Raw genomic sequence first — 19,704 nt, forward strand, 5'->3', positions numbered from 1 at the left:
CGCAACATCCTATACAACGGCGCATCAAGACATCGTCCCAGGTTCATGACCCGGAGTAAACGGCGATTTCATTAAAAAGACACATCTTTTCCGAATTAACAACGGTTTCATTGCCCACGTTATTGGGGGAGCAGGCCGTTGCGGCGCGCCAGCGCCAGCCAGCCCGGGTATTCGGTCATCAGCAGGTCGTAGAGTTCGGCGTCGCTGTGTTCGTCCGGCGAGCTGACGGAGAAGTAGTCGGCGTTGTCGATCAGGCGACCGCTGAGGTCGTCGAGCTTTTCGAGGAAGGGGAAGTCGCTGGCGCTGAAGGCCGAGAGTTTTTTGCTCTTCGATTTGCGCCCTTTGCCGATTCCCATGAATTGCCAGAATATCGCCTCGTTACTCCCCCAACGCAGTTGCTTTTCGGTCAGCGGCTGGTCGCTGGTGCCGCCGTCGGTCAGGAACATGACGTAGACCGGCAACGCCGCGGCCACCGGCTTGCTGCGCTCGCCCCCGGCCGCGTCCGGGAAGTAATGGGCGCGGATCGCTTGCATCGCGCGGCCGTAGCGGGTGTCGCCTTCCAGCGGATGGTGCTCGATGGCGTGTTTGACGTAGCTGGTGCAGTTGCTCAAGCTCATAGGCGCGGGCCGGTGCACGTCGCGGCCAAACAGGAAGACGTCGATGTCGCCGTCGTCGTCGAATTGGCAGCCCAGCGCCAGGATGCGTTCGGCGAACCGTTGCACCAGCCCGTCGCGGTACAGTTTGCCCATCGAGCCGGAGATGTCCAGGCACAGGCAGACTTTGGCGCGGTGCTGGCCCAGGCCGGCTTTTTGCAGCGACACCCCGGCCTGTTTAACCAGGTTGACCAGTTGCGGCGCCTCGCGTTCGACCCGCTTCTCCAACGAAATCCGGGCGGCCGGGGCCGCGGCCGCAGCGGCAACCGGGACGGCCGCGGCGGCGCTCGGCTCGGCCACGGCGCCGCCAAAGTGCCGCACCAGGGCGTCCATGCCGCCGTTGAAGCCCTGGCCGACGGCCATGAAGCGCCATTGTCCGTCTTTACGGTACAGCTCGCCCAGCATGACCGCCCGCTCCTGCGCGAAGTCGGCGCCACGGAAGGCGAAGCGGGCCGTTTCGCGGCGCCCGTCGAGCAGGCGCAGGTAGCCGGTGTCGAGGTGCGCCATGCTGCCTTCGCCGTCGATGGTGGCGGCGACGACGATGCGTTCGACGCCCGCCGGCAGCCGCGCCAGCTGGAACCCGAAGCCGGCGTCGTCGCCCGGCAGCGTTTCCAGCTGCACCCCGCCGCACGGCGTGAGCGGCTGGTTGAAGAAGGTCATGTAGCGCTCGTCGGACAACTTACCGGCGGCGTCCAGCCCGAAGCAGGCGAAGTCGAGCGCGAGTCCGTGTCCGGCAAGGCCGAGGTGCAATGCGCCGCTGGGTGCCGCCTCGGCGATGCTCAGGCGCTGGCCTTTTGACAGGGTTTGCATGTTGGCTCCGGTGGTTTGTCTGGGTTAATTGTATCCATGGGCGCGCCATCGCTACGGCACGCTGCCGCGTATGGTACATCGGCGCGGCGGTATCCGCTTTACCGCATAGCAAGCGCATTGATGCGGATCGAAAACTCCGCTGCGCGCCGTCCGGGAGGATTAACATGGCATGCGCATCAAAATGACCGATAATACCGCTCGCAGACCAGCCGGCCATCGTGCCCCCCGCACGCGGCTCTCCGTTTCACTCTATATATAATCGATATGACACAGATCACTATCATTGTTGCCACCGACACCCAGGGCGGCATTGGCATCAACAACGGCATGCCCTGGCGTTTGCCGGAGGATATGGCGCATTTCAAGGCGCTGACGACGGGCCATCCCGTCATCATGGGCCGCAAGACTTTCGATTCGATCGGCAAAGCGCTGCCGAACCGGCGCAATATCGTGATCACGCGCAACGCGCAGTGGCGCCAGGACGGCGTCGAGGCGGTCGCGTCGTTGCCCGAGGCGCTCGCGCTCGTCGGCCAGGCGCCCGCCTTCGTCATTGGCGGCGCGCAGATCTACGCGCAGGCGCTGGAATTCGCCGACACCTTGGTCATCACGGAAATTGGCCAACGTTTCGACTGCGACGCGTTTTTTCCGCAGCCCGACGCCGCGCTGTGGCAGGAAACCGCGCGCGCCCAGCACCATTCCGAGAAGGCGGGATTGGATTACGCTTTCGTCACGCTGCGCCGGGTTGGAAATTATCTCGCCGCTTAGCGGCGTTTTACCCGTAGTTGCTAATTTTTTCACCGGATTGCCGTCATTTCTGCGAGAATCCGGTTTTTATTTTTTCGGCGCATTTTTGCGGCGAGCCGCCAGTCCCGGCCGATGCCATTGGACTGGCTTTTCCCTTTGGAGACTTCCATGAAATTTCGTTTCCCTATCGTCATCATCGACGAGGATTTCCGTTCAGAAAACACGTCCGGCCTGGGCATTCGCGCCCTCGCCGCCGCGATGGAAAAAGAAGGCATGGAAGTGCTCGGCGTGACCAGCTACGGCGACCTGTCGCAGTTCGCCCAGCAGCAGTCGCGCGCCTCGGCGTTCGTGCTGTCGATTGACGACGAGGAGTTCGGCGCCGGTTCCATCGAGGAAACCGACCACGCGCTCAAGTCGCTGCGCGCCTTCGTCGAGGAAATCCGCTACAAGAACGCCGACATTCCGATCTACCTGTACGGCGAAACCCGCACCTCGCGGCATATCCCCAACGATATCTTGCGCGAGCTGCACGGTTTCATCCACATGTTCGAGGACACCCCGGAATTCGTCGCCCGCCACATCATCCGCGAAGCGAAGTCCTACCTGGACGGCTTGTCGCCGCCGTTCTTCCGCGCGCTGGTGCACTATGCCAACGACGGCTCCTACTCGTGGCACTGCCCCGGCCATTCCGGCGGCGTGGCCTTCCTGAAGTCGCCGATCGGCCAGATGTTCCACCAGTTCTTCGGTGAAAACATGCTGCGCGCCGACGTCTGCAATGCCGTCGAGGAACTCGGCCAGTTGCTCGACCACACCGGCCCGGTGGCCGCGTCCGAGCGCAACGCCGCGCGCATCTTCAACGCCGACCATTGCTATTTCGTCACCAACGGCACCTCGACCTCGAACAAGATGGTCTGGCACTCGACGGTGGCGCCGGGCGACATCGTCGTCGTCGACCGCAACTGCCACAAGTCGATTTTGCACTCGATCATCATGTGCGGGGCGATTCCGGTGTTCCTGATGCCGACCCGCAACCACCTGGGCATCATCGGCCCGATCCCGCTGGAAGAGTTCACGCCGGAAAGCATCGCCCGCAAGATCGAGGCGAACCCGTTCGCCCGCGAAGCGGCCAACAAAAAACCGCGCATCCTGACCATCACCCAGTCGACCTACGACGGCGTGATCTACAACGTCGAGACCTTGCGCGAAATGTTGGACGGCAAAATCGACACGCTGCACTTCGACGAGGCGTGGCTGCCGCACGCGACCTTCCACGACTTCTACAAGGACATGCACGCGATCGGCAAGGACCGCCCGCGCGCCAAGGAATCGATGATCTTCTCGACCCAGTCGACGCATAAGTTGCTCGCCGGCCTGTCGCAGGCCTCGCAAATCCTGGTGCGCGAATCGGAGTCGGTCAAGCTCGACCAGGACGCCTTCAATGAAGCCTACCTGATGCACACCTCGACCTCGCCGCAATACTCGATCATTGCCTCGTGCGACGTCGCCGCGGCGATGATGGAGGCGCCGGGCGGCACCGCGCTGGTCGAGGAATCGATCATCGAGGCGCTCGACTTCCGCCGCGCGATGAAGAAAATCGACCAGGAGTGGGGCAAGGACTGGTGGTTCCAGGTCTGGGGTCCGGACACCTTCGCCGAGGAAGGCATCGGCGAGCGCGACGACTGGATGATCCGCGCCGAGGACGACTGGCACGGCTTTGGCAACCTGGCCAAGGGTTTCAACATGCTCGACCCGATCAAGGCGACCATCGTCAACCCGGGCCTGTCGCTGGACGGCAAGTTCGGCGACACCGGCATTCCGGCCTCGATCGTCACCAAGTACCTGGCCGAGCACGGCGTCATCATCGAGAAGTGCGGCCTGTACTCGTTCTTCATCATGTTTACGATCGGTATCACCAAGGGCCGCTGGAACACCCTGCTGACCGCGCTGCAACAGTTCAAGGACGACTACGACAAGAACCAGCCGATGTGGCGCATCCTGCCGGAGTTCGCGGCGGCCAACCCGCGCTACGAAAAAATGGGCCTGCGCGACCTGTGCCAGCAGATCCACGATTTCTACAAGGCCTACGACGTCGCCCGCCTGACCACGGAAATGTACCTGTCGGACATGATCCCGGCGATGAAGCCGTCGGACGCGTTCGCCAAAATGGCGCACCGCGAAATCGACCGCGTGCCAATCGACGAACTGGAAGGGCGCATCACCTCGATCCTGCTGACGCCGTATCCGCCGGGCATTCCGCTGTTGATCCCGGGCGAGCGCTTCAACAAGACCATCGTCGACTACCTGCGCTTTGCGCGCGACTTCAACGAGCGCTTCCCCGGCTTCGAGACCGACGTGCACGGCCTGGTCAAACGCGAAGTGGACGGCAAGCGCGGCTACTTTGTCGACTGCGTGCGCCTGTAACTTCGCCGGCCGGTAACGCTCACGCTCAAGCTCGAGCCAAGGCACAGGTCCGGGCCCGGGGCGACGCCCTTGGTGCGAGCGACGGCGCCGGCTCGTTCGCCCCCCTAGCCCCCTCGCTGCGCGCGATTGGCGCATATCAAACGCGCGCGCCCGGCCCGCCTCTATAGTCCCTCACCACCGCAGCAGTATTAATCAGTATCAGAAGACTCGCTCAGCTTGGATGGACGTTTCATGGCGCTCTCGGTTTGGCTGGATACCCCGCAGCAGACGCAGGCCGGCAACGGCAGCACGCTGGCCTCGGCCTTGAAGCAGGCTCAGGTAATTATCCAGGCAATGCCGCCCTGCCCCTCCGGCTACGGCGTGGTGTTGTTCGACCAGCCCGACGCGGCGCTGCTCGAGGCGCTGCGCCAGCGCTGCGCCCAAGCAACAGTGCTGGCCATTTCAACCTCGGCGCAAGCGCTGCCGGTGTCCGATATGCGCGCCGTGCTGGACGCCGGCGCCGCCGATTTGCTGCTGTGGCCGCCCGGCTCGGTCTGCGCCGAGCAGGTGCTGGCGCGCCTGAGCCGCTGGGACGCGGTGCAGCGGCTGGCCGATTCGAGCCAGGTGCGCGGCCGCCTGGTCGGCGCCAGCGCGCCGTGGCGCGCGCTGGTGCGCAGCGTGGTCGAGGCGGCGGCCTTCACCCAGGCGTCGGTGCTGATCACCGGCGAGACCGGCACCGGCAAGGATGTGATCGCGCAGCTGATCCATGCGCTGGGCGACTACAAGGGCGAGCTGACGGTACTCGACTGCACCACGCTGTCGCCGGAACTGGCCGGCAGCGAACTGTTCGGCCACGAGCGCGGCGCCTTTACCGGCGCGGCCAACCCGCGCGACGGCGCCTTCGCCATGGCCGACGGCGGCGTGCTGTTTCTCGACGAGGTAGGCGAATTGCCGTTGGCGATGCAGGCGCAGTTGCTGCGCGCGATACAGGAACGCAAGTACAAACGGGTCGGCAGCAACACCTGGCAACCGAGCCAGTTCCGCCTGGTCTGCGCCACCAACCGCGACCTGGAGGCGGAGGTGGCGGCCGGCGGTTTCCGCGCCGACTTGTATTACCGTATCGCCGGCTGGCGCTGCCGGCCGCCGCCGCTGCGCGAACGCCCCGGCGACATCCTGCCGCTGGTCGCGCATTTCCTGGCGCAACTGTCGGCCCAGGGCCAGGCTTGCGAGCTCGATCCGGCCGTGCGCGAGTATTTCCTCACCCGCGACTATCCCGGCAATGTGCGCGACCTGCGCCAGGCCGTCACCCGGGTCTGGCAGCGCCACAGCGGCCCCGGCCCGATCACCATCGGCGACTTGCCGCCGGACGAGCGGCAGGCCGCGGCGGCGTGGCCGGACCGCTATTTCGAAGCGGCGATCGGCCACGCTATCGACCTGGGCATCGGCCTGTCGCGCATCAGCCAGACCGCCGCCGAGATGGCGATACAACTGGTGCTACAGCAGGAAGGCGACAACAACCAGCGCGCCGCGCTGCGTCTGGGCGTGACCGACCGCGCCTTGCAGATCCGCCGCAAGGCCAGGGCGCTTGTGGCGAAGCCGTGATACCGCCGGCGTCACCAGTCGCCCATGACGACGATGTTGTTGCCGCGCCGGCGCCAGCGCCCGCTCTGCGTCTCGTCTTCGCCCTCTTGCTCGCCCCCGGTTTGCATGTGCGCCGCCGCGGCGTCGGGCACGTGCCGGCGCACCGCCTGCGCCAGCGCGTCCCGCAGCGCACTCGGGCTGCCGTCGCCGTCGGCCGCCAGGCGCGCCGCGCTGCCGGCGATGCGCACGAAACGGCGCGCCATTTCCATCTCCCGCTGCTCGTAGTCCATGCCTTCGAGTTCGACTTCCAGGGCCTGGCTGACGGCGCTGCCCAGTGCGCTGCCCAGCGCCGTGCCGACGCCGGGTATCGGGATCATGCTGCCGAGCGCGCCGCCGACCAGGGGCAGCGCTTGCTTGGCGATGGCCTTCAGGGCGCCGCCCAGCGGCTTGGCGACCTTGCCGACGAAGGAGCCGACTTTTTTGACGCCCTTCCAGATGCCCTTGAACATTTTTCCGAGGAATTGGTCGAGTTCAGCCTCGCTCGCCACCGACAGCAACTCCATCGCCAGTTCCATTTCCTCGGCTTCGCTGAACGGGCTTTCGTCGGCGACTTCGAGGAAGCCCCAGCTTTGCCGGCCGAACTCCAGCACTTCAAAGGCGCCGGTTTCGCGGCACGCGCCGCATGTGCAGTCACTCTTATGCATGGTGCTACTCCCTGTTGTGGTGTTGATTCGAACCAAGCCAGATGCCAGGGCCGCCCGGCCCTACCATTCGTAGCCGAGGATTTCCTGCTCCATTTCGCGGCGCTGGTTGGTCAGCACGTTGGCGTTGTTAGCGAACATGTCGGTGTGGATGCGCCGTTCCAGCGCGCGCCGTTGCGGATCGCTGAGGGTCGGCATTTGCGCCACGTAGACCTTGTGCTTGGCCAGCGACAGCCCCATCATCCGCGCGCACAGCAGGTGCTGCTGCAGGCGCTGGCGCAGGTCCCTGGTCTGGCCGCTGTAGGCGCGCGGCTGGTTGTCGACGCTAAACTCGATCAGGTACAGGCCCGGTCCGCTGGCGGCGGGGTTGCGAAGCGCGCCGCCGATGGCGCCCAGCGCCTGGTACGGCGGGCGCTGGTGCGCCGGCAGGCGCGCCAGCGCCGGGGCGATGCTCGGCGGCGCCTCGCCCTGCTCGTCGGGCGCGTCAGCGTCGCCGCTGTCGGCGTCGTCCGCTTGCGGCTGCGGTTCGGGATACGGAAACGGCTCCGGATAGGCTTGCGGATACGCTGCCACCGGCACCGCGTACGGCCAGCCGGCGCCGTAGTAGGGGCCGAAGCCGGGCCGGGGCCGGCGTGGCCAGCCATGGCGCTGCGGTTGCAGCGGTGGCGGCGACTTCGAACGCGCCAGCGGCTGCGGGCGCGACTTCGGCCGCGACCGCGGCATGGCGCGCGGGCCGCGCCAAGCGCGTTCGAACTGCGTCTCGCTCTCCATTTCGCCGTCCATTTGCCATTCCCACTGCGTTTCGCATTCCGCTTCGCACTCCGTATGCAGCCCGCTTTCAGCCGCGAAGGGCAAGGTTTCGAATTGCTCGTTCATGTCGCCTCCAGTAGATGATATTGAAGCGCCGCCACGGCGCCGTCGATGTCGGCCGGCGTGTGGTCGGCCCGCAGCAGGAAGGTCAGCGCGCCGCTGCCCAGCACGCTGTCGACGCCGCTGCGGCGCAGCCCGGCGTGCAGCGCGGCGGCGTCGACGGCGCGCTCGAGCGGCACGCTCTGCACCGGAAACGCGCCGCCGCGGCTGGCCACGCCAAGCCGCGCCAGCGCGCCGCGCCACTGCGCCACGCGCTGGCGCAGCAACGCGCGCAGCGCGTCGCCGCACTGCCGGTTCAGCCGCAGCGCGCGCGCGCCGGCGCGGATCGCCGCCGTCGACGGCGGGCTGGTGTGCACGCGCGTGCCGCTGTGCGCCTCGAAGCGCCGCAGCAGCGCCGCGCTGCCGGCCAGCACCGCCAGCGGCGCGCCGAAGCCCTTCGCCAGCGAGGCGCCGACGACCACGCCGGGGCCGGCCAGCCGGTGCAGCGGCACCGAGCCGCCGCCGCCCGGGCCGAGCAGGCCCAGCACCTGGGTGTCGTCGAGCACCAGGTAGCCGCCGCCTGCGCTGGCGATCGCGGCGTACTGCGCCAGCGGCGGCGCCCGCTCGGCGCCGGGGCAATAGCCGTCGGCCAGGATCAGCGGCCGCCGGCCGGCGTCGCGCCAGCGCCGCGCCAAGCGCCCGGCCGCCGGCGCGTCGCCGCGCCCGAACAGCTGCATCGGCAGGCCCAGCGCCGCGGCGCGCTCGGCGCCCCAGCGCGCAATCGGGTACGCGCCGGCGTCAACCAGCAGCGCCAGCCGCTCCTGCGCCAGCAGGCCGAACAAATCCCAGAACAGGTGCAGCGTCGACGGCAGCAGGCTCGCCGCCTGGCAACCCTGCAGCGCCGCCAGCCCAGCCGCCAGCGCCACGCCGCCGGGCGGCTCTTGCAGCGCGGCCGGCTTGCCCAGCGTGAGCGCGTCCCAGTCGCCCAGCGCGGCGCCGGGATGGCGCAGCCCCAGGTACAGCGCGCTGGTGAAGTCGGCCATGCGGCGCCGCCCTACAGGCTGCGGACCTGTTGCGCCAGGCGCTGGCGCAACAGCACCGACGGCAGCGTCGCCTCGATGCTCGGGTCGACCGCGTCGACCGACAGGTCGACCCCGGTGGCGGCGCGGTAGCCGTGGATGTAGCCCTGCACCTGCGGGCGCCAGAAGCGCGCCCAGTTGAACGCCTGGGTCGGCTCGTAGATGTCGCTCCAGTTGCCATAGCGCACGGACAGCAGCAACTGCTCGCCGAACATCGCCAGGCTGCGGAAGTGCATCACGCTGGTGTCGGTCCAGCCCTGCAGCTTTTTCATCGCGTCGACCCGGTCCATCCACGGCTCCGGGTAGGCCACCATGACGCGGGTGGGCAGGAATTCGCGGAACTCGGGCCGCGCCAGCAGCCACTGCTGCATCAGCATTTCGATGCGCGCCGTCGACGGCAGGTCGCCGAACTGGTTGTGCGCCCCCTGCGACAGGATCAGGTGCACCTCCTTGAGGGCGTTCAGCACCGGGAAGGCGTCGGCCTTGACGGTGGTGTCGTCGTCCTGCCGGTAGAACGAGGTGAGCAGGCGCAGCAGGTGGTGGAAGGCTTCCAGGAACTTCGAGCGGCTGTCGGCCGGGCGGAAGTTGCGCACCGCCTTGCCGTCCAGGCGCACGCCGTAGTGGTGGTCGTACTCGTAGTTGCGGCGCACCACGGTGAGGCGGTGCTGCTCGTCCTGGGTGTAGCCCCACAACAGGTTGTTGAGCGGGCGCAGCATGTCGATCTCGGTGTTCGCCAGCGGGTCGTTCGACGGGCCGGGCGCGCGCAGGTTCTGGAAGCGCTGGGTGATGGCGTTCATGGTTTGCACCAGCATGCCCTCCTCGTGCCAGTACGACCAGATCAGCTCGAGCAGGCAGGGGTTGGCCAGCTTTTCCTGGATGATGCCGAAGCACAGGTCGACCTCGCCCTCCTGGCCGCGCGGGATGCTGATGGGAATGTCGGGCAGCTTGCGGCGGATCACCGCCAGGTAGGGCAAGGTCTTAACGCCGCCGTCGATGCTCTCGAGGTAGTCGTTGCGCAGCACCGTTTCCAGGTCGCGCCCGGGGGGGATGTCGCGCCGGTCGAGGTAGGCGTTGTCCTCGGCCGGATTGAACGCCAGCGGCTGGTTCAGCACGCCGCAGTTGACCATCACGAAGGCCTCGGTGGCCACCTTTAAGACGCGGTAGGCGTCCGAGTCGGTGAACGGCAGCACGCGCCGCTGCTTGAGCTGCTGGAACGCCTCGACCTTCTTGCCGAAGCGCTCCAGCTCGAAGCCGCGCAGGTTGGTGCCGGCCTGGTCGGGGCAAAACAGGCTGTCCATGAAATGCAGGTAGTTGGTAAACGACATCGCCTCGGTGCTGTTGCGGATCAAGGTCCACAGCGGCAAATCCTCGGTCGGCTCGGTCTCGGTGCGCGTCAGCGAGACGCCCACGTTGCCCGAGATCGGCTGCGGCACGCGCTCCTCGGCCTCGAAGTCGGCGCCCACCGCCAGCAGCGCGCGCGGACCGGTGCCGTCCGGGCCGTCTGGCAGGCCGGCCAGGCCGGCGATCAGCTCGGGCCGGCGCGCCAGCATCAGCTGGGCGGCGAACAGGTGGCGCCCGGGCCGCCGCACGGCGCTGCCGAAGGTGCGCTCCTCGCCGTGCACCGGCTTCCACGGCGCCGCCGCGACCAGTTCGACCAGGTCGCGCCCGTCGACGCTCTGGTCGCCGGTGAAACCGATGGTGGCGAAGACCCGGTCGCTGACGCGGCCGGTGCGGCAGTGGCTGGGCTGGCAGTCGGCCGTCTCGAAGCGCAGCGTCACCTTCGGCGCGATTTCCGGCTCGAAGCACACCAGCGCGCTGCAACCGGCGCGCACCTCGGCGCACTGGGCGTCGGTGCGCGGGAAGTTCTCGTACACCAGCACGTAGTTGCCCGGCGTCAGATTGGGAAACTCGGCGTTGCCGCTGCTGTCGGTCCAGTGGATGCCCAGCCGTTCGCCCGCCGCCGGCGCCCAGGCCGCCGCGTCGAACGTGCGGTAGTCCTGCAGCCCGCAGCCGTACAGGCTGACGGCGGCGTTGACGATGGCCGCCCCGCTGGCGCTCTCCTGCACGCACACCTGCACCGCGCCGGGCCGGATTTTCTTTGCCCCCGTGTTCTTGCTGCTCATGTCAATCTCCTCAATGGAAAGTCATACGGTGTTCAAGCTAGAAGGCGCGGCGCCGGCGCCCGGCCGTGGCGCTGCAGATCAGCGAGATGTCGAGCGCGCTGCGCAGCGCCCAGTGGGTCAGCAGGCGCGCCAGCAGCGTGCCCTCGTCTTCCGGGTTAAGCTGGCCGCCGGCGCGGGCCTGGCCCAGCACCGCGAACACCAGCGACGGCGCGGCGCGGTACATCTGTTGCGGCGCCCGGTTCCAGGCGTGGAACAGGCGTTCGAGCCGGGCCGGCTGGCGCGCACGCACCCCCATCACCTCGACCAGCGAGGCGCCGCGCAGCGCCGGCGGGCGGTGGTTGGTCAGCACCCCGACCAGCGCCGGCATGCTCGCCTGCAATTGCGCCAGCAACGCCAGTTGCCCCGGCTCCAGTCCCTGCGGCGGGTAGAACGCCAGCCACATGCGCTCGATGCGGTCCCATTGCGGGTGCGGATACAGCGCCCGCCCCATCGCGCAGCTCAGGCGCACGCGTATCCACGGCGCCGGGTGCGGGTCGTCCTCGTTGAGGCGGAAGACGAACACGCGCGGCAGGCTGACCACGCCGATCAGGCCCAGCGTGGCGACCACGCCGACCCGCGCCAGCGACCAGAAGTCGGCGACGATTTCGCTGATCCAGCGCTCCCACAGGCGCCACGGGCGCGCCTGCCCGGGACCGCCGCGCGCCAGCGCCTGTAGCACCGGGCGCAGCGAATTGACCAGGTCGAGCAGGGCCGCGCCCTGGTGCCCGACCTCGTGGATCAGCGAGGAGGCGATGGCGCCGCCGATCATGCGCTCGCGTGGCACGCGGATGATGGCGACCGGGTTGTCGCCGCCCCCCGGCAGGCGGGTGCGGGCGCGGCGGATCGCCGCGCCGGGGCCGCGGTCGAGGTAGCAGATCACCGGCGGCGCCTGGAAGTAGCCGCCCGGCAGCGCCAGCGCGTCGGCCGAGACCACGTCCAGGCCGGCCAGCCAGACCCCGTTCTCGCTCTCGCTGCGCTGGGTGATGACGTCGTTGAACAGGTCGAACTGGGTCAGCGTGGCGTTGAACTTCAGGCGCAGGAAGGTGAAGCGCCGCTGCGCCTCGGCCGCCGTGGCGCTGCGCGCCTGCGGCCCGTCCAGCCACAGCAGGAAGGCCGTCACCAGCGCCTGCAATTCGCGCCGCCCCAGCACCAGATGGCGCTCGATGGCCGACTGGGCGTCCGGCTGCAGCGCGGCGGCCGCCACGGTCGGCTCGATCAGCGCGAACGGGCGCACCAGCGCCAGCCGGGCGCGCAGCGCGCGCGCCTCTTGCGCCAGCATCCACGAGGCGTAGGAGCCGATGGCCATGGCCGTCAAGCGCCGTACAGGACGATTTTATGGCCCTGGCGGACCCAGCGCCCGCTATTGCCGCGCGCGCCGACGCCGCCGTAGGCGGAGGCGCCGACCTGGCTGCGCCCGGCCATGGCGCCGCCCTGCCCGACCATCTGCCCGGCCATCTGGCCGCCCATCTGGCCGCCCAGCCCCTGCCCGCCCGCCTGGGCGCCGACCATCTGGCCGCCGATCTTGCCCAGCAAGCCGGGCGCGAACTGGCGCGCCGCCGCCGCCGCGGCCGACTGCGCCACCGCGCGCGGGTCGCCGCCACGCGCCGAGGCGGCCCGGTTGACGGTGTCGGCGGCCAGCCGCACGAACTGGCGCGCGCCCTCGTATTCGCGGTCCTCGCCGGACATCTCGGCCTCCAGCCCGAGCGCGCCGCTGGCCGCCGAGGCCAGGCCGCTACCGATCTTGGCGCCCAGCGGACCGCCGAAGAAGCCGCCGACGGCGGTGCCGGCCAGCGGCAGCGCCTTCTTCGCCACGCCCTTGAGCACGCCGCCGATGGCCTGGCCGACCGGCGACTTGATGACGTTGCCGGCGAACGAGGCGGCCTTGCGCAGGAAGTTGCCGAGGAATTGGTCAAGCTCGGCCTCGTTGCTGACCGACAGCAACTCGTTGGCCATCTCCATCTCCTCCGATTCCGAAAACATGCCCTGCTGGCCGCTTTCGCCGCTCCACTCGCCCTGGCCGAACTCGAACTGCTGCTCGGCCTCGTAGCCGCCCATCTCCTGGCCGTATTCCAGCGTCGTACGATCGATGTCATGCATGATGAACTCCCCTTGTAGGTGAACCAAACAATGCCGGGGCGGACCGCCCGCCCCGGTCAACCATTCAGGACAATGATGCGATTGCCCTGCCGCTGCCAGCGCCCGCTGCGCGCCGGCGTGTCGGCGGCGCTGCGCAGCAGGCCGGGCGCGTGGCGCCTGGCCGAGCGCGTCAGCGCCGCCTGAACCTGGACCCGCGGATCGGCGTTGCCGGCGCCGGCCGCCCCGGCCCCCTTGGCGACGGCATCGGCGGCGTCGGCGGCGAAGCGCACGAACAGCCGCGCCACGTCGAATTCCTTGTCTTCCGGGCTGAGCCCCTCCAGTTCCATGCCGAAGATGCGCGCGGCGCGCGCCTTCAGGTCGCCGCGCCCGTCCGCGCCGGCAACCGCGCCGTTGCGGCCGACAGCGCCCGGGCTGCGAATCGGCAGCAGCACCCGCGCCGCCGGCCGCAGCGCCGCCACCAGCGCGCCGCCCAGCGGCGTGTTCAGCAGCCCGGCGCCGCCGACCCGCGCCACCAGCGCCCCCAGGAAGGCGTCCAGTTCGGCGCTGCCGGCCACCTCCAGCAAGGCGGCGCCGAAGGCCATTTCGGTGTCCTCGTCGCCTTTCGGCGGGCGCGTCGGCGCCGGCGCCGCGGCGGCGGCGGCGATTTCAAGGTCGGGAATATAGTCCAGCAAACGACGCTCCATGTGCGGCTCCGCTCGGAAAATGGGGGCAGGCGGCGCGTTGCCGCGCATTGCTGCCGATAGCACTCGGTATTGCAAGCGCCGTGCCAGCGGCCGCCGCGGGCGCGCCGCGCCCGGCCCGGCCAGCGCCGGCGAAGCGCGCTTCGGATTGGCCGCGGCGCCGGGCGGGGCCGCCGAAAACGCCTTCGGCGGCCCCGCCCGGCACGCTATCGATACGCGTTTCACCCTGCCGGACATGGCATACGGGGTTTTGCATATCGATATAGCGCGGCAGCGCCACACTGCGACGAAAATTAGTTGCGCAAAAGGAATTTCATCGCTATGCTTCGACTATGACAAGCAATGTGGCGCCCGCGCCGGCCTGTCGGTCTCGCCCCCCGCCCCGTTGCCGAGACCCGTGTTACCCAGCCCGTTCCGCCGCCCTCCCCGCGCGGCAACCGTGTTACCCCTTCGGCCCCAATCCGCCGCGCAGCAGATGTTCCCAACATGCACAGAACCCGGCCGGCGCCGCGCCGACCACCCTGGGCAATGCCGCGCGCAAGTGTGTGCGCGCCAACGGACCGAAGGAGCCATGCCATGACCGCCACCACCGCACGCAACAGCGCCACCGTTAACGCCAACCTCCCCGGCAGCAGCCTTGCGGCCCGCTTGCGTACCCTGTGGCACGCGCTGCGTCGCGAGCGCGGCGCCAGCGCCGACGCCGCCGCGGCGGCCGTGCCGCGCGCCGCGCTGGAGGCGGCACTGGCCGAGCAGCAGCGCAAGAACGCCGAACTGGCGCGCATCACGCTGCGCCAGCTCGACACCATTGGCGCCCAGGCCGGCCGCCTGCAGGCGATGGCGGCGGCGCAGGCCGCCACGGCCGGCGCCGCCGCCCGCCTCGAAGACCGGTTGGCGCTGGTCAGCCATGACAAGGCGCGCGAGCGGCGCGCCAGCGAATTGCTGGGCGCGGCGCTGGCGCGCGCCCACCAGCGCCTGGAAACCATCCCGCACTTGGAGGCCGACCTGAGCGCGCTACGCGACCGGCTGGCGCAGCAGCAGGCCGCCGAACAGCGCCCGACGGCGAGCCTGGCGCGCGAAGTCTCCTGACGCCGGCCAGCCGCCCGCCCTTGGGCGTGGCCGGCGCCGTCTCGCTGCTGCTGGCGTGGATGGCGCAACTGATCCGGCGCTGCGCCGGCTGCAGTCGTCAACAGCGCTTCAAGGTCCGATGCCAAACCGTGGTGAGGTAATGCCGTGCCTACTCCATCCGCACACGCGTCGAGGCAACCGCCACGTTCGAATCAGACGAGGTCATCACCTGCTTTGACGGTTTGCCTTTTACACCGGCAATGCTGAAGGGATTGGCCGTGCCCACATCGGTTTCGCTTGCATTGAACGAACAAAACTTCCAGGCGAAGCTGCTTGGTTTACGTTCTGCGCACTTCTCCGAGCCGATAGTATGGGGCGATTTCGCGCCATTAGATCTACGCGTGCGGATTTACGCCGCCTTGGACGAAGCCAGCGGCCTCGTCACTCCAGGAGTATTGTGGCAACCGGACTATGTGCGGTAAGCAGCGCCGGCAGGGGATGCCGGCGGTTTTTCGGGCAACTTACGCCTTCGGCAGCGTGACGCCGCTCTGGCCCTGGTATTTGCCGTCGCGGTCTTTGTACGAGGTTTCGCACACTTCGTCGCTTTCAAAGAACAGCACCTGGGCGCAGCCTTCGCCGGCGTAGATCTTGGCCGGCAGCGGCGTGGTGTTGGAGAATTCCAGCGTCACGTAGCCTTCCCACTCCGGCTCGAACGGCGTCACGTTGACGATGATGCCGCAGCGCGCGTAGGTCGATTTGCCCAGGCAGATCGTCAGCACGCTGCGCGGAATGCGGAAGAATTCAATGGTGCGGGCCAGCGCGAACGAGTTCGGCGGGATGATGCAGACGTCGCTCTTGACGTCGACGAAGGAGTTCGAGTCGAAGTTTTTCGGATCGACGATGGTGCTGTTGATGTTCGTGAAGATCTTGAACTCGTCGGCGCAGCGGATGTCGTAACCGTACGAGGAGGTGCCGTAGGAGATGACTTTTCTGCCGTCGACCGCGCGCACCTGGTTCGGTTCGAACGGCGAGATCATGCCGGTTTCTGCCGCCATACGGCGTATCCATTTATCGCTTTTAATCGTCATCGCACAGGCATTTTCTTAAGAATTTCAAGGGAGAGGCGGGGGCGGCGGGCGCCATGGCGGCATCCGGCCCGAATACCGCGATTTTACGCGAAAAAGGCCGCGCTTATGGCCCGCTGGACACATTTTTCGCGGTACCGCCCTGCCCCCCGGCGCTTTTCGCTGCGCAATTACCGCTTCGACGCCAACAACGCCCCGATCATCTCGCGCGTCTCCTTGGCGGCGCGCTCCGGCGACTCCATCGGGAACAGGTGGCCGCCCGGTATCTGGCGGAAGAAGCGCCCGACCAGCTTGCGCGTCGGCCCCAGTCCCGCCTGGCGGCATTCGACCGACTCGGTGCCGCCGATGAAGCCGATCGGCACCGGGTACTTGCCCGTCACCAGGCTACCGATGTGGTGCGGCAGACTGCGGTAGACGTCGGTTTCGATTTCGCGCGTGAAGCGTAGCTGCATGCCCTGCGGATGCGGCGCCAGGCCGCTGTCGATATAGTCGCGCAGCACCTGCGGCGCCCAGGCCGCGAACATCTGCTTGGACGCGAAGTGCTGGTAGGCGGCCTCAGCGTCCGGCCACAGCTTGCGCCGGCGCACCGAAAAACGCGCCGGCGAGTAGCGCTCGCCCAGCGCGCTGTTGCGCAGCAGCCGCAGCACCATCGCGCGCCAGCCCGCCACCACCGGCGAGTCGAGCAGCACCACGCAGCGCACCAGGTCGGGCCGCGCCTTCGCCACCATCAGGCTGAGCATGCCGCCCAGCGAGTGGCCCAGCAAAATCACCGGCTGCTGGTAGCGCAACTCCAGCTCGTCGATGTACTCCTGCACCAGCGCGCCCCAGCCGGTCTCGACCGGATACTCCGGGTTGTGGGCGTGCATGTCGAGCGCCTGGATGTGGAAGTCCCGACCCAGCAGGTCGAAAAAGCGGCGATAGGTGCCGGCCGGGTAGCTGTTGGCGTGGGCAAAGTGCAATTGCGGTTTCGTCATTTTTATAGTGGGCGCCCGGATCGCGGGCCGCCGTCTCCGATGTGTGGCAAGGTTGGCCCAATTGTAAGGGGCGGCGGCGGCCACAAATCAGAGGAAGCCCTCTAGATTGCCGCGTCCGCTCAGGCGACGAAGGACGCCAGCACCGTGCGCAGCTCGTCCATCGAGTCGACCACGCAAAAGGCGCCGTCGAAGGCGTGGCCTCGGGTCAAGTCGGTGCGCAAGACGATGCATTCGAGCCCCGCCGCGTTGGCCGCGCGCAGTCCGCGCGGCGAATCCTCCACCGCCAGGCATGCGTGCGCCGGCAAGCCCAGGCGCTCCAGCCCCATCAAATAGCTATCCGGCTCGGGCTTTTCGTTGATATACATTTCGCGCCAGACGACGAAGTCGAAATAGCCGGCCAGCCTGCTGTCGCGGTGGCTTTGTTCGAAGTGTTCGCGGAAGCTGCCGGTGACGACGCCCATCGGCACGCGCCGCCACAGGTCGGACAGGACGGCGTCGACGCTGGAGTTGATCAGATTGTCCGCCTGCGCCAACTTCTCGCCGAAACGCCGGTTGCGTTCCCGCCGCAGCGCCTCGATGCGCTGTTCGCTATACCCCTTTTGCTGCAGCAAATGCCAAGCGCCGTAGCTGTAACACAAAAACCAGTCGAAAAACTGTTTCCGCGTCAACGCAATGCCGTGCTCGAGCAGCACTTCCCGGTTGGTTTCATAGAACAGCTGTTCGGTATTGACCAGAACGCCGTCGTTGTCCCACAGCACACCCTTAATCTTTTTCATGGTCGAGGAAAATCCAATCAATGGCCGGTGAGGACGTCGTAGCCGAGCTTGACGATCAGCGTGACCAGCAAAAACAGGAACAGCACGCGCACGAAGGCGGAGCCGCGCCGCACGGCGATCCAGGTGCCGGTCAGCGCGCCCAGGATATTGCAGACGGCCATGGGCACGGCAACGGCGTACATGACATTGCCGGCGGGGATGAAGAAGGCCAGCGCGGCGACGTTGGTGGCGATGTTGACGACTTTCGCGCAGGCCGACGCCAGCAGGAAGTCAAAGGCGAAAAAGCGAATGAACAGGAAAATTAGGAAACTGCCGGTGCCGGGACCGAACAGGCCGTCGTAAAAGCCGATGACGCCGCCGATCAGCACCGTCAGCACGCGTTCGCGCCGGCCGAAGGCGCGCTCGACCTGGACGCTGCCGAAGTCCTTCTTGATGAAGGTGTAGACCGCCATCACCACCAGCAACACCAGCACCACCGGGCGCACCACGTGCTGCGGCACCGCCGACACCGCCATCGCGCCCAGGAAGGACATGGCGAAGGCCGCCGCCGCCGCCGGCAACACTAACTTCCACGGCACCCGCACCCGGCCGACATAGGACTTGGCCGCGAATATCGTGCCCCAGCAGGCGGCGAATTTATTCGTGCCCATCAAGGGGGCCGACGCCATCGACGGCATCAGGTTGAACAGCGCCGGCATCTGGATCAGGCCGCCGCCGCCGACGGCCGCGTCGATCAAGCCGGCGAAAAACGCGAACAGGCATAGCAGCGAAATGGTGACCATGGTTTCCTGAAGTGATGTGGGGCAACGAAACGAGTATAGGGCGCCGCCATTGAATCTGGATGCAACGCCACGTTGCGGAAAACGCAAGCGTCTAAACTTGTACAATTGCGTCTTGAAACCAAACAGCGGAGCCGCGGCGGCATGTCGATCAAACTGATGTGGGAAATCGGGACCTTTTGCACGGTCGTCGACAAGGGCAGCTTCGTCCACGCGGCGCGCGCGCTGGGCTGTTCGCCAAGCGCGGTGACGCGCGCGATCCAGCACCTGGAAGAGGCCATTGGCGCCGAGCTGATCCTGCGTACCCAGAAGCAGCTGACCTTGACCGCCGCCGGCGACTGCTACTACGCCTTCGCCAAGCACCTGCTGGAGACCCAGGCCGAGGCGCAGGACCAGTTGGCCGAGCTGGGCAGCACCCCGCAGGGCTGGGTGCGCATTTCGGCGCCGGAGATCTTGGCGCTGGGATTCTTGCCAAAAACGGTGGCGCGCTTTTCCCGGGCCTACCCAAACGTGCAGATCGACATCCGTTTCTCCGACAAGAGCATCGATCCGATCGAGGAAAAGCTCGACTTCGCGATCCGCGGCGCCTTCCCCAAGTCGAGCGAGCTGATCGGCTACCCGCTGTGGAACTACCGGCGCTATCTGTACGCCGCCCCGGACTACCTGGCGCGCAGGGGCACGCCGCGCGAGCCGGAAGAACTGGCCGGCCACGACGTTATCATGCACACCGCCCCGCGCATCCTGCGCGACTGGCATTTCGTTTCCGCCGAACGCAGCCTGAGCAACACCATCAAGCCGCGCCACCGCTTCACCTCCGGCATCGCCACCTTCCAGGCGGCGACGGAGGCCGCCGGCATCGCCCGGCTGGCCAGCTGGCTGGCCGAGCCGGCGCTGGCCGCGGGCAAGCTGGTCAAGGTGTGCGCAGCGTACCGGCTGGCCTCGTCGAAGGCGGTAGACCCGAGCATGCACGCGGTGTACGGCTCGCCCCGGCTGAGCAAGGGCGCACGCCTATTCCTTGAGGAAATCCGCAAACAGGGGCTGGAAATCCCCGACGAGCGCGTTGCATGACGGCGTTGCCGCGCCGCCCGCCTGTGGTTTTATACACGAATCCAAACGAACATCGCGCCGCGCGACCAACGCCCGGGCGTGGCTCGCGCGGTCCGTAGGTTGGCTTGCAAGGCAATGATGAATTGCAGTTAACTTTTTTCGTTTATGTTGAACTCTGATTACTCGCTGATCAAATTTGATCGCGCGTAACCTTCTGAGGAG

The 19,704-nt window shown here is 67.6% G+C and carries 17 protein-coding genes; 5 read left to right on the forward strand and 12 right to left on the reverse strand.

Features of this window, described 5'->3' with window-relative positions:
• Window positions 1-119: 119 nt before the first annotated feature.
• Window positions 120-1,463 (reverse strand): VWA domain-containing protein, encoded by a 1,344-nt coding sequence (locus tag JANGC3_RS0107045; RefSeq protein ID WP_017875781.1) that lies wholly within the window; start codon window positions 1,461-1,463, stop codon window positions 120-122.
• A gap of 264 nt (window positions 1,464-1,727) precedes the next feature.
• On the opposite strand from JANGC3_RS0107045, the gene JANGC3_RS0107050 reads away from it, so the two are divergent.
• The 3 genes from JANGC3_RS0107050 (at window position 1,728) to JANGC3_RS0107060 (ending at window position 6,209) form a co-directional block, all read left to right on the forward strand.
• Window positions 1,728-2,228, forward strand: coding sequence for a dihydrofolate reductase (locus JANGC3_RS0107050; RefSeq protein WP_017875782.1), 501 nt, complete (start codon window positions 1,728-1,730; stop codon window positions 2,226-2,228).
• 147 nt (window positions 2,229-2,375) lie between these two features.
• Window positions 2,376-4,628: an arginine/lysine/ornithine decarboxylase gene (locus JANGC3_RS0107055; protein WP_017875783.1), complete on the forward strand. Its 2,253-nt coding sequence runs from the start codon at window positions 2,376-2,378 to the stop codon at window positions 4,626-4,628.
• Window positions 4,629-4,859: 231 nt separating this feature from the next.
• The gene (locus tag JANGC3_RS0107060; RefSeq protein WP_157406495.1) at window positions 4,860-6,209 is read left to right on the forward strand and encodes a sigma-54-dependent transcriptional regulator; all 1,350 of its coding nucleotides are present in this window, start codon (window positions 4,860-4,862) and stop codon (window positions 6,207-6,209) included.
• A gap of 11 nt (window positions 6,210-6,220) precedes the next feature.
• Here the strand turns inward: JANGC3_RS0107060 and JANGC3_RS30675 are convergent, their stop codons facing one another.
• The 7 genes from JANGC3_RS30675 to JANGC3_RS30680 are packed head-to-tail and all read right to left on the reverse strand — an operon-like array spanning window position 6,221 to window position 13,759.
• Window positions 6,221-6,892 carry a hypothetical protein gene (locus JANGC3_RS30675; protein ID WP_017875785.1) on the reverse strand — a complete coding sequence of 224 codons (672 nt, stop codon included), beginning with the start codon at window positions 6,890-6,892 and terminating at the stop codon, window positions 6,221-6,223.
• 60 nt (window positions 6,893-6,952) lie between these two features.
• Window positions 6,953-7,765, reverse strand: a complete 813-nt coding sequence (locus JANGC3_RS32100) for a GIY-YIG nuclease family protein (protein ID WP_026132671.1) — start codon at window positions 7,763-7,765, stop codon at window positions 6,953-6,955.
• Window positions 7,762-8,781 (reverse strand): hypothetical protein, encoded by a 1,020-nt coding sequence (locus tag JANGC3_RS0107075; RefSeq protein WP_017875786.1) that lies wholly within the window; start codon window positions 8,779-8,781, stop codon window positions 7,762-7,764. The genes JANGC3_RS32100 and JANGC3_RS0107075 overlap by 4 nt, the downstream gene beginning before the upstream one ends.
• A gap of 11 nt (window positions 8,782-8,792) precedes the next feature.
• A complete protein-coding gene (locus JANGC3_RS28605) occupies window positions 8,793-10,940 on the reverse strand; it encodes a carboxypeptidase-like regulatory domain-containing protein (protein WP_017875787.1) in 2,148 nt (715 codons plus the stop codon).
• Window positions 10,941-10,977: 37 nt separating this feature from the next.
• The gene (locus tag JANGC3_RS0107085; RefSeq protein WP_035788348.1) at window positions 10,978-12,285 is read right to left on the reverse strand and encodes a hypothetical protein; all 1,308 of its coding nucleotides are present in this window, start codon (window positions 12,283-12,285) and stop codon (window positions 10,978-10,980) included.
• Between the two features lie 5 nt (window positions 12,286-12,290).
• A complete protein-coding gene (locus tag JANGC3_RS28610; protein ID WP_017875789.1) occupies window positions 12,291-13,076 on the reverse strand; it encodes a hypothetical protein in 786 nt (261 codons plus the stop codon).
• Window positions 13,077-13,132: 56 nt separating this feature from the next.
• Window positions 13,133-13,759 carry a hypothetical protein gene (locus tag JANGC3_RS30680; RefSeq protein ID WP_157406496.1) on the reverse strand — a complete coding sequence of 209 codons (627 nt, stop codon included), beginning with the start codon at window positions 13,757-13,759 and terminating at the stop codon, window positions 13,133-13,135.
• A 573-nt stretch (window positions 13,760-14,332) separates the two neighbouring features.
• Between JANGC3_RS30680 and JANGC3_RS0107100 the strand changes: the two genes are divergently transcribed.
• On the forward strand, window positions 14,333-14,842 hold the full coding sequence (locus JANGC3_RS0107100; RefSeq protein ID WP_017875791.1) for a hypothetical protein: 510 nt from the start codon (window positions 14,333-14,335) through the stop codon (window positions 14,840-14,842).
• Window positions 14,843-15,342: 500 nt separating this feature from the next.
• Here JANGC3_RS0107100 and dcd read toward each other — a convergent pair whose 3' ends face one another.
• The 4 genes from dcd to JANGC3_RS0107125 form a co-directional block, all read right to left on the reverse strand.
• Entirely contained in the window at window positions 15,343-15,909 is a 567-nt protein-coding gene (gene dcd, locus JANGC3_RS0107110) for a dCTP deaminase (RefSeq protein WP_026132672.1), read from the reverse strand.
• 167 nt (window positions 15,910-16,076) lie between these two features.
• Window positions 16,077-16,880, reverse strand: coding sequence for an alpha/beta fold hydrolase (locus tag JANGC3_RS0107115; RefSeq protein ID WP_017875794.1), 804 nt, complete (start codon window positions 16,878-16,880; stop codon window positions 16,077-16,079).
• Window positions 16,881-16,999: 119 nt separating this feature from the next.
• Window positions 17,000-17,656 carry an HAD family hydrolase gene (locus JANGC3_RS0107120; RefSeq protein ID WP_017875795.1) on the reverse strand — a complete coding sequence of 219 codons (657 nt, stop codon included), beginning with the start codon at window positions 17,654-17,656 and terminating at the stop codon, window positions 17,000-17,002.
• A 17-nt stretch (window positions 17,657-17,673) separates the two neighbouring features.
• Entirely contained in the window at window positions 17,674-18,438 is a 765-nt protein-coding gene (locus tag JANGC3_RS0107125; RefSeq protein WP_017875796.1) for a sulfite exporter TauE/SafE family protein, read from the reverse strand.
• Between the two features lie 141 nt (window positions 18,439-18,579).
• Between JANGC3_RS0107125 and JANGC3_RS0107130 the strand changes: the two genes are divergently transcribed.
• Entirely contained in the window at window positions 18,580-19,503 is a 924-nt protein-coding gene (locus tag JANGC3_RS0107130) for a LysR family transcriptional regulator (RefSeq protein WP_017875797.1), read from the forward strand.
• The last annotated feature ends 201 nt before the right edge of the window (window positions 19,504-19,704 follow it).

Origin of the sequence: Janthinobacterium sp. CG3, assembly GCF_000344615.1 — a bacterium.
Taxonomy (GTDB): domain Bacteria; phylum Pseudomonadota; class Gammaproteobacteria; order Burkholderiales; family Burkholderiaceae_D; genus Janthinobacterium.

Coding starts and splice junctions, on each gene's coding strand:
- dcd (WP_026132672.1), bottom strand. CDS start 15,909: ATGACGATTAAAAGCGATAAATGGATACGCCGTATGGCGGCAGAAACC.
- JANGC3_RS0107045 (WP_017875781.1), bottom strand. CDS start 1,463: ATGCAAACCCTGTCAAAAGGCCAGCGCCTGAGCATCGCCGAGGCGGCA.
- JANGC3_RS0107050 (WP_017875782.1), top strand. CDS start 1,728: ATGACACAGATCACTATCATTGTTGCCACCGACACCCAGGGCGGCATT.
- JANGC3_RS0107120 (WP_017875795.1), bottom strand. CDS start 17,656: ATGAAAAAGATTAAGGGTGTGCTGTGGGACAACGACGGCGTTCTGGTC.
- JANGC3_RS0107060 (WP_157406495.1), top strand. CDS start 4,860: ATGGCGCTCTCGGTTTGGCTGGATACCCCGCAGCAGACGCAGGCCGGC.
- JANGC3_RS0107055 (WP_017875783.1), top strand. CDS start 2,376: ATGAAATTTCGTTTCCCTATCGTCATCATCGACGAGGATTTCCGTTCA.
- JANGC3_RS30680 (WP_157406496.1), bottom strand. CDS start 13,759: ATGGAGCGTCGTTTGCTGGACTATATTCCCGACCTTGAAATCGCCGCC.
- JANGC3_RS0107130 (WP_017875797.1), top strand. CDS start 18,580: ATGTCGATCAAACTGATGTGGGAAATCGGGACCTTTTGCACGGTCGTC.
- JANGC3_RS0107075 (WP_017875786.1), bottom strand. CDS start 8,781: ATGGCCGACTTCACCAGCGCGCTGTACCTGGGGCTGCGCCATCCCGGC.
- JANGC3_RS0107085 (WP_035788348.1), bottom strand. CDS start 12,285: ATGGCCATCGGCTCCTACGCCTCGTGGATGCTGGCGCAAGAGGCGCGC.
- JANGC3_RS0107115 (WP_017875794.1), bottom strand. CDS start 16,880: ATGACGAAACCGCAATTGCACTTTGCCCACGCCAACAGCTACCCGGCC.
- JANGC3_RS28605 (WP_017875787.1), bottom strand. CDS start 10,940: ATGAGCAGCAAGAACACGGGGGCAAAGAAAATCCGGCCCGGCGCGGTG.
- JANGC3_RS0107125 (WP_017875796.1), bottom strand. CDS start 18,438: ATGGTCACCATTTCGCTGCTATGCCTGTTCGCGTTTTTCGCCGGCTTG.
- JANGC3_RS0107100 (WP_017875791.1), top strand. CDS start 14,333: ATGACCGCCACCACCGCACGCAACAGCGCCACCGTTAACGCCAACCTC.
- JANGC3_RS32100 (WP_026132671.1), bottom strand. CDS start 7,765: ATGAACGAGCAATTCGAAACCTTGCCCTTCGCGGCTGAAAGCGGGCTG.
- JANGC3_RS28610 (WP_017875789.1), bottom strand. CDS start 13,076: ATGCATGACATCGATCGTACGACGCTGGAATACGGCCAGGAGATGGGC.
- JANGC3_RS30675 (WP_017875785.1), bottom strand. CDS start 6,892: ATGCATAAGAGTGACTGCACATGCGGCGCGTGCCGCGAAACCGGCGCC.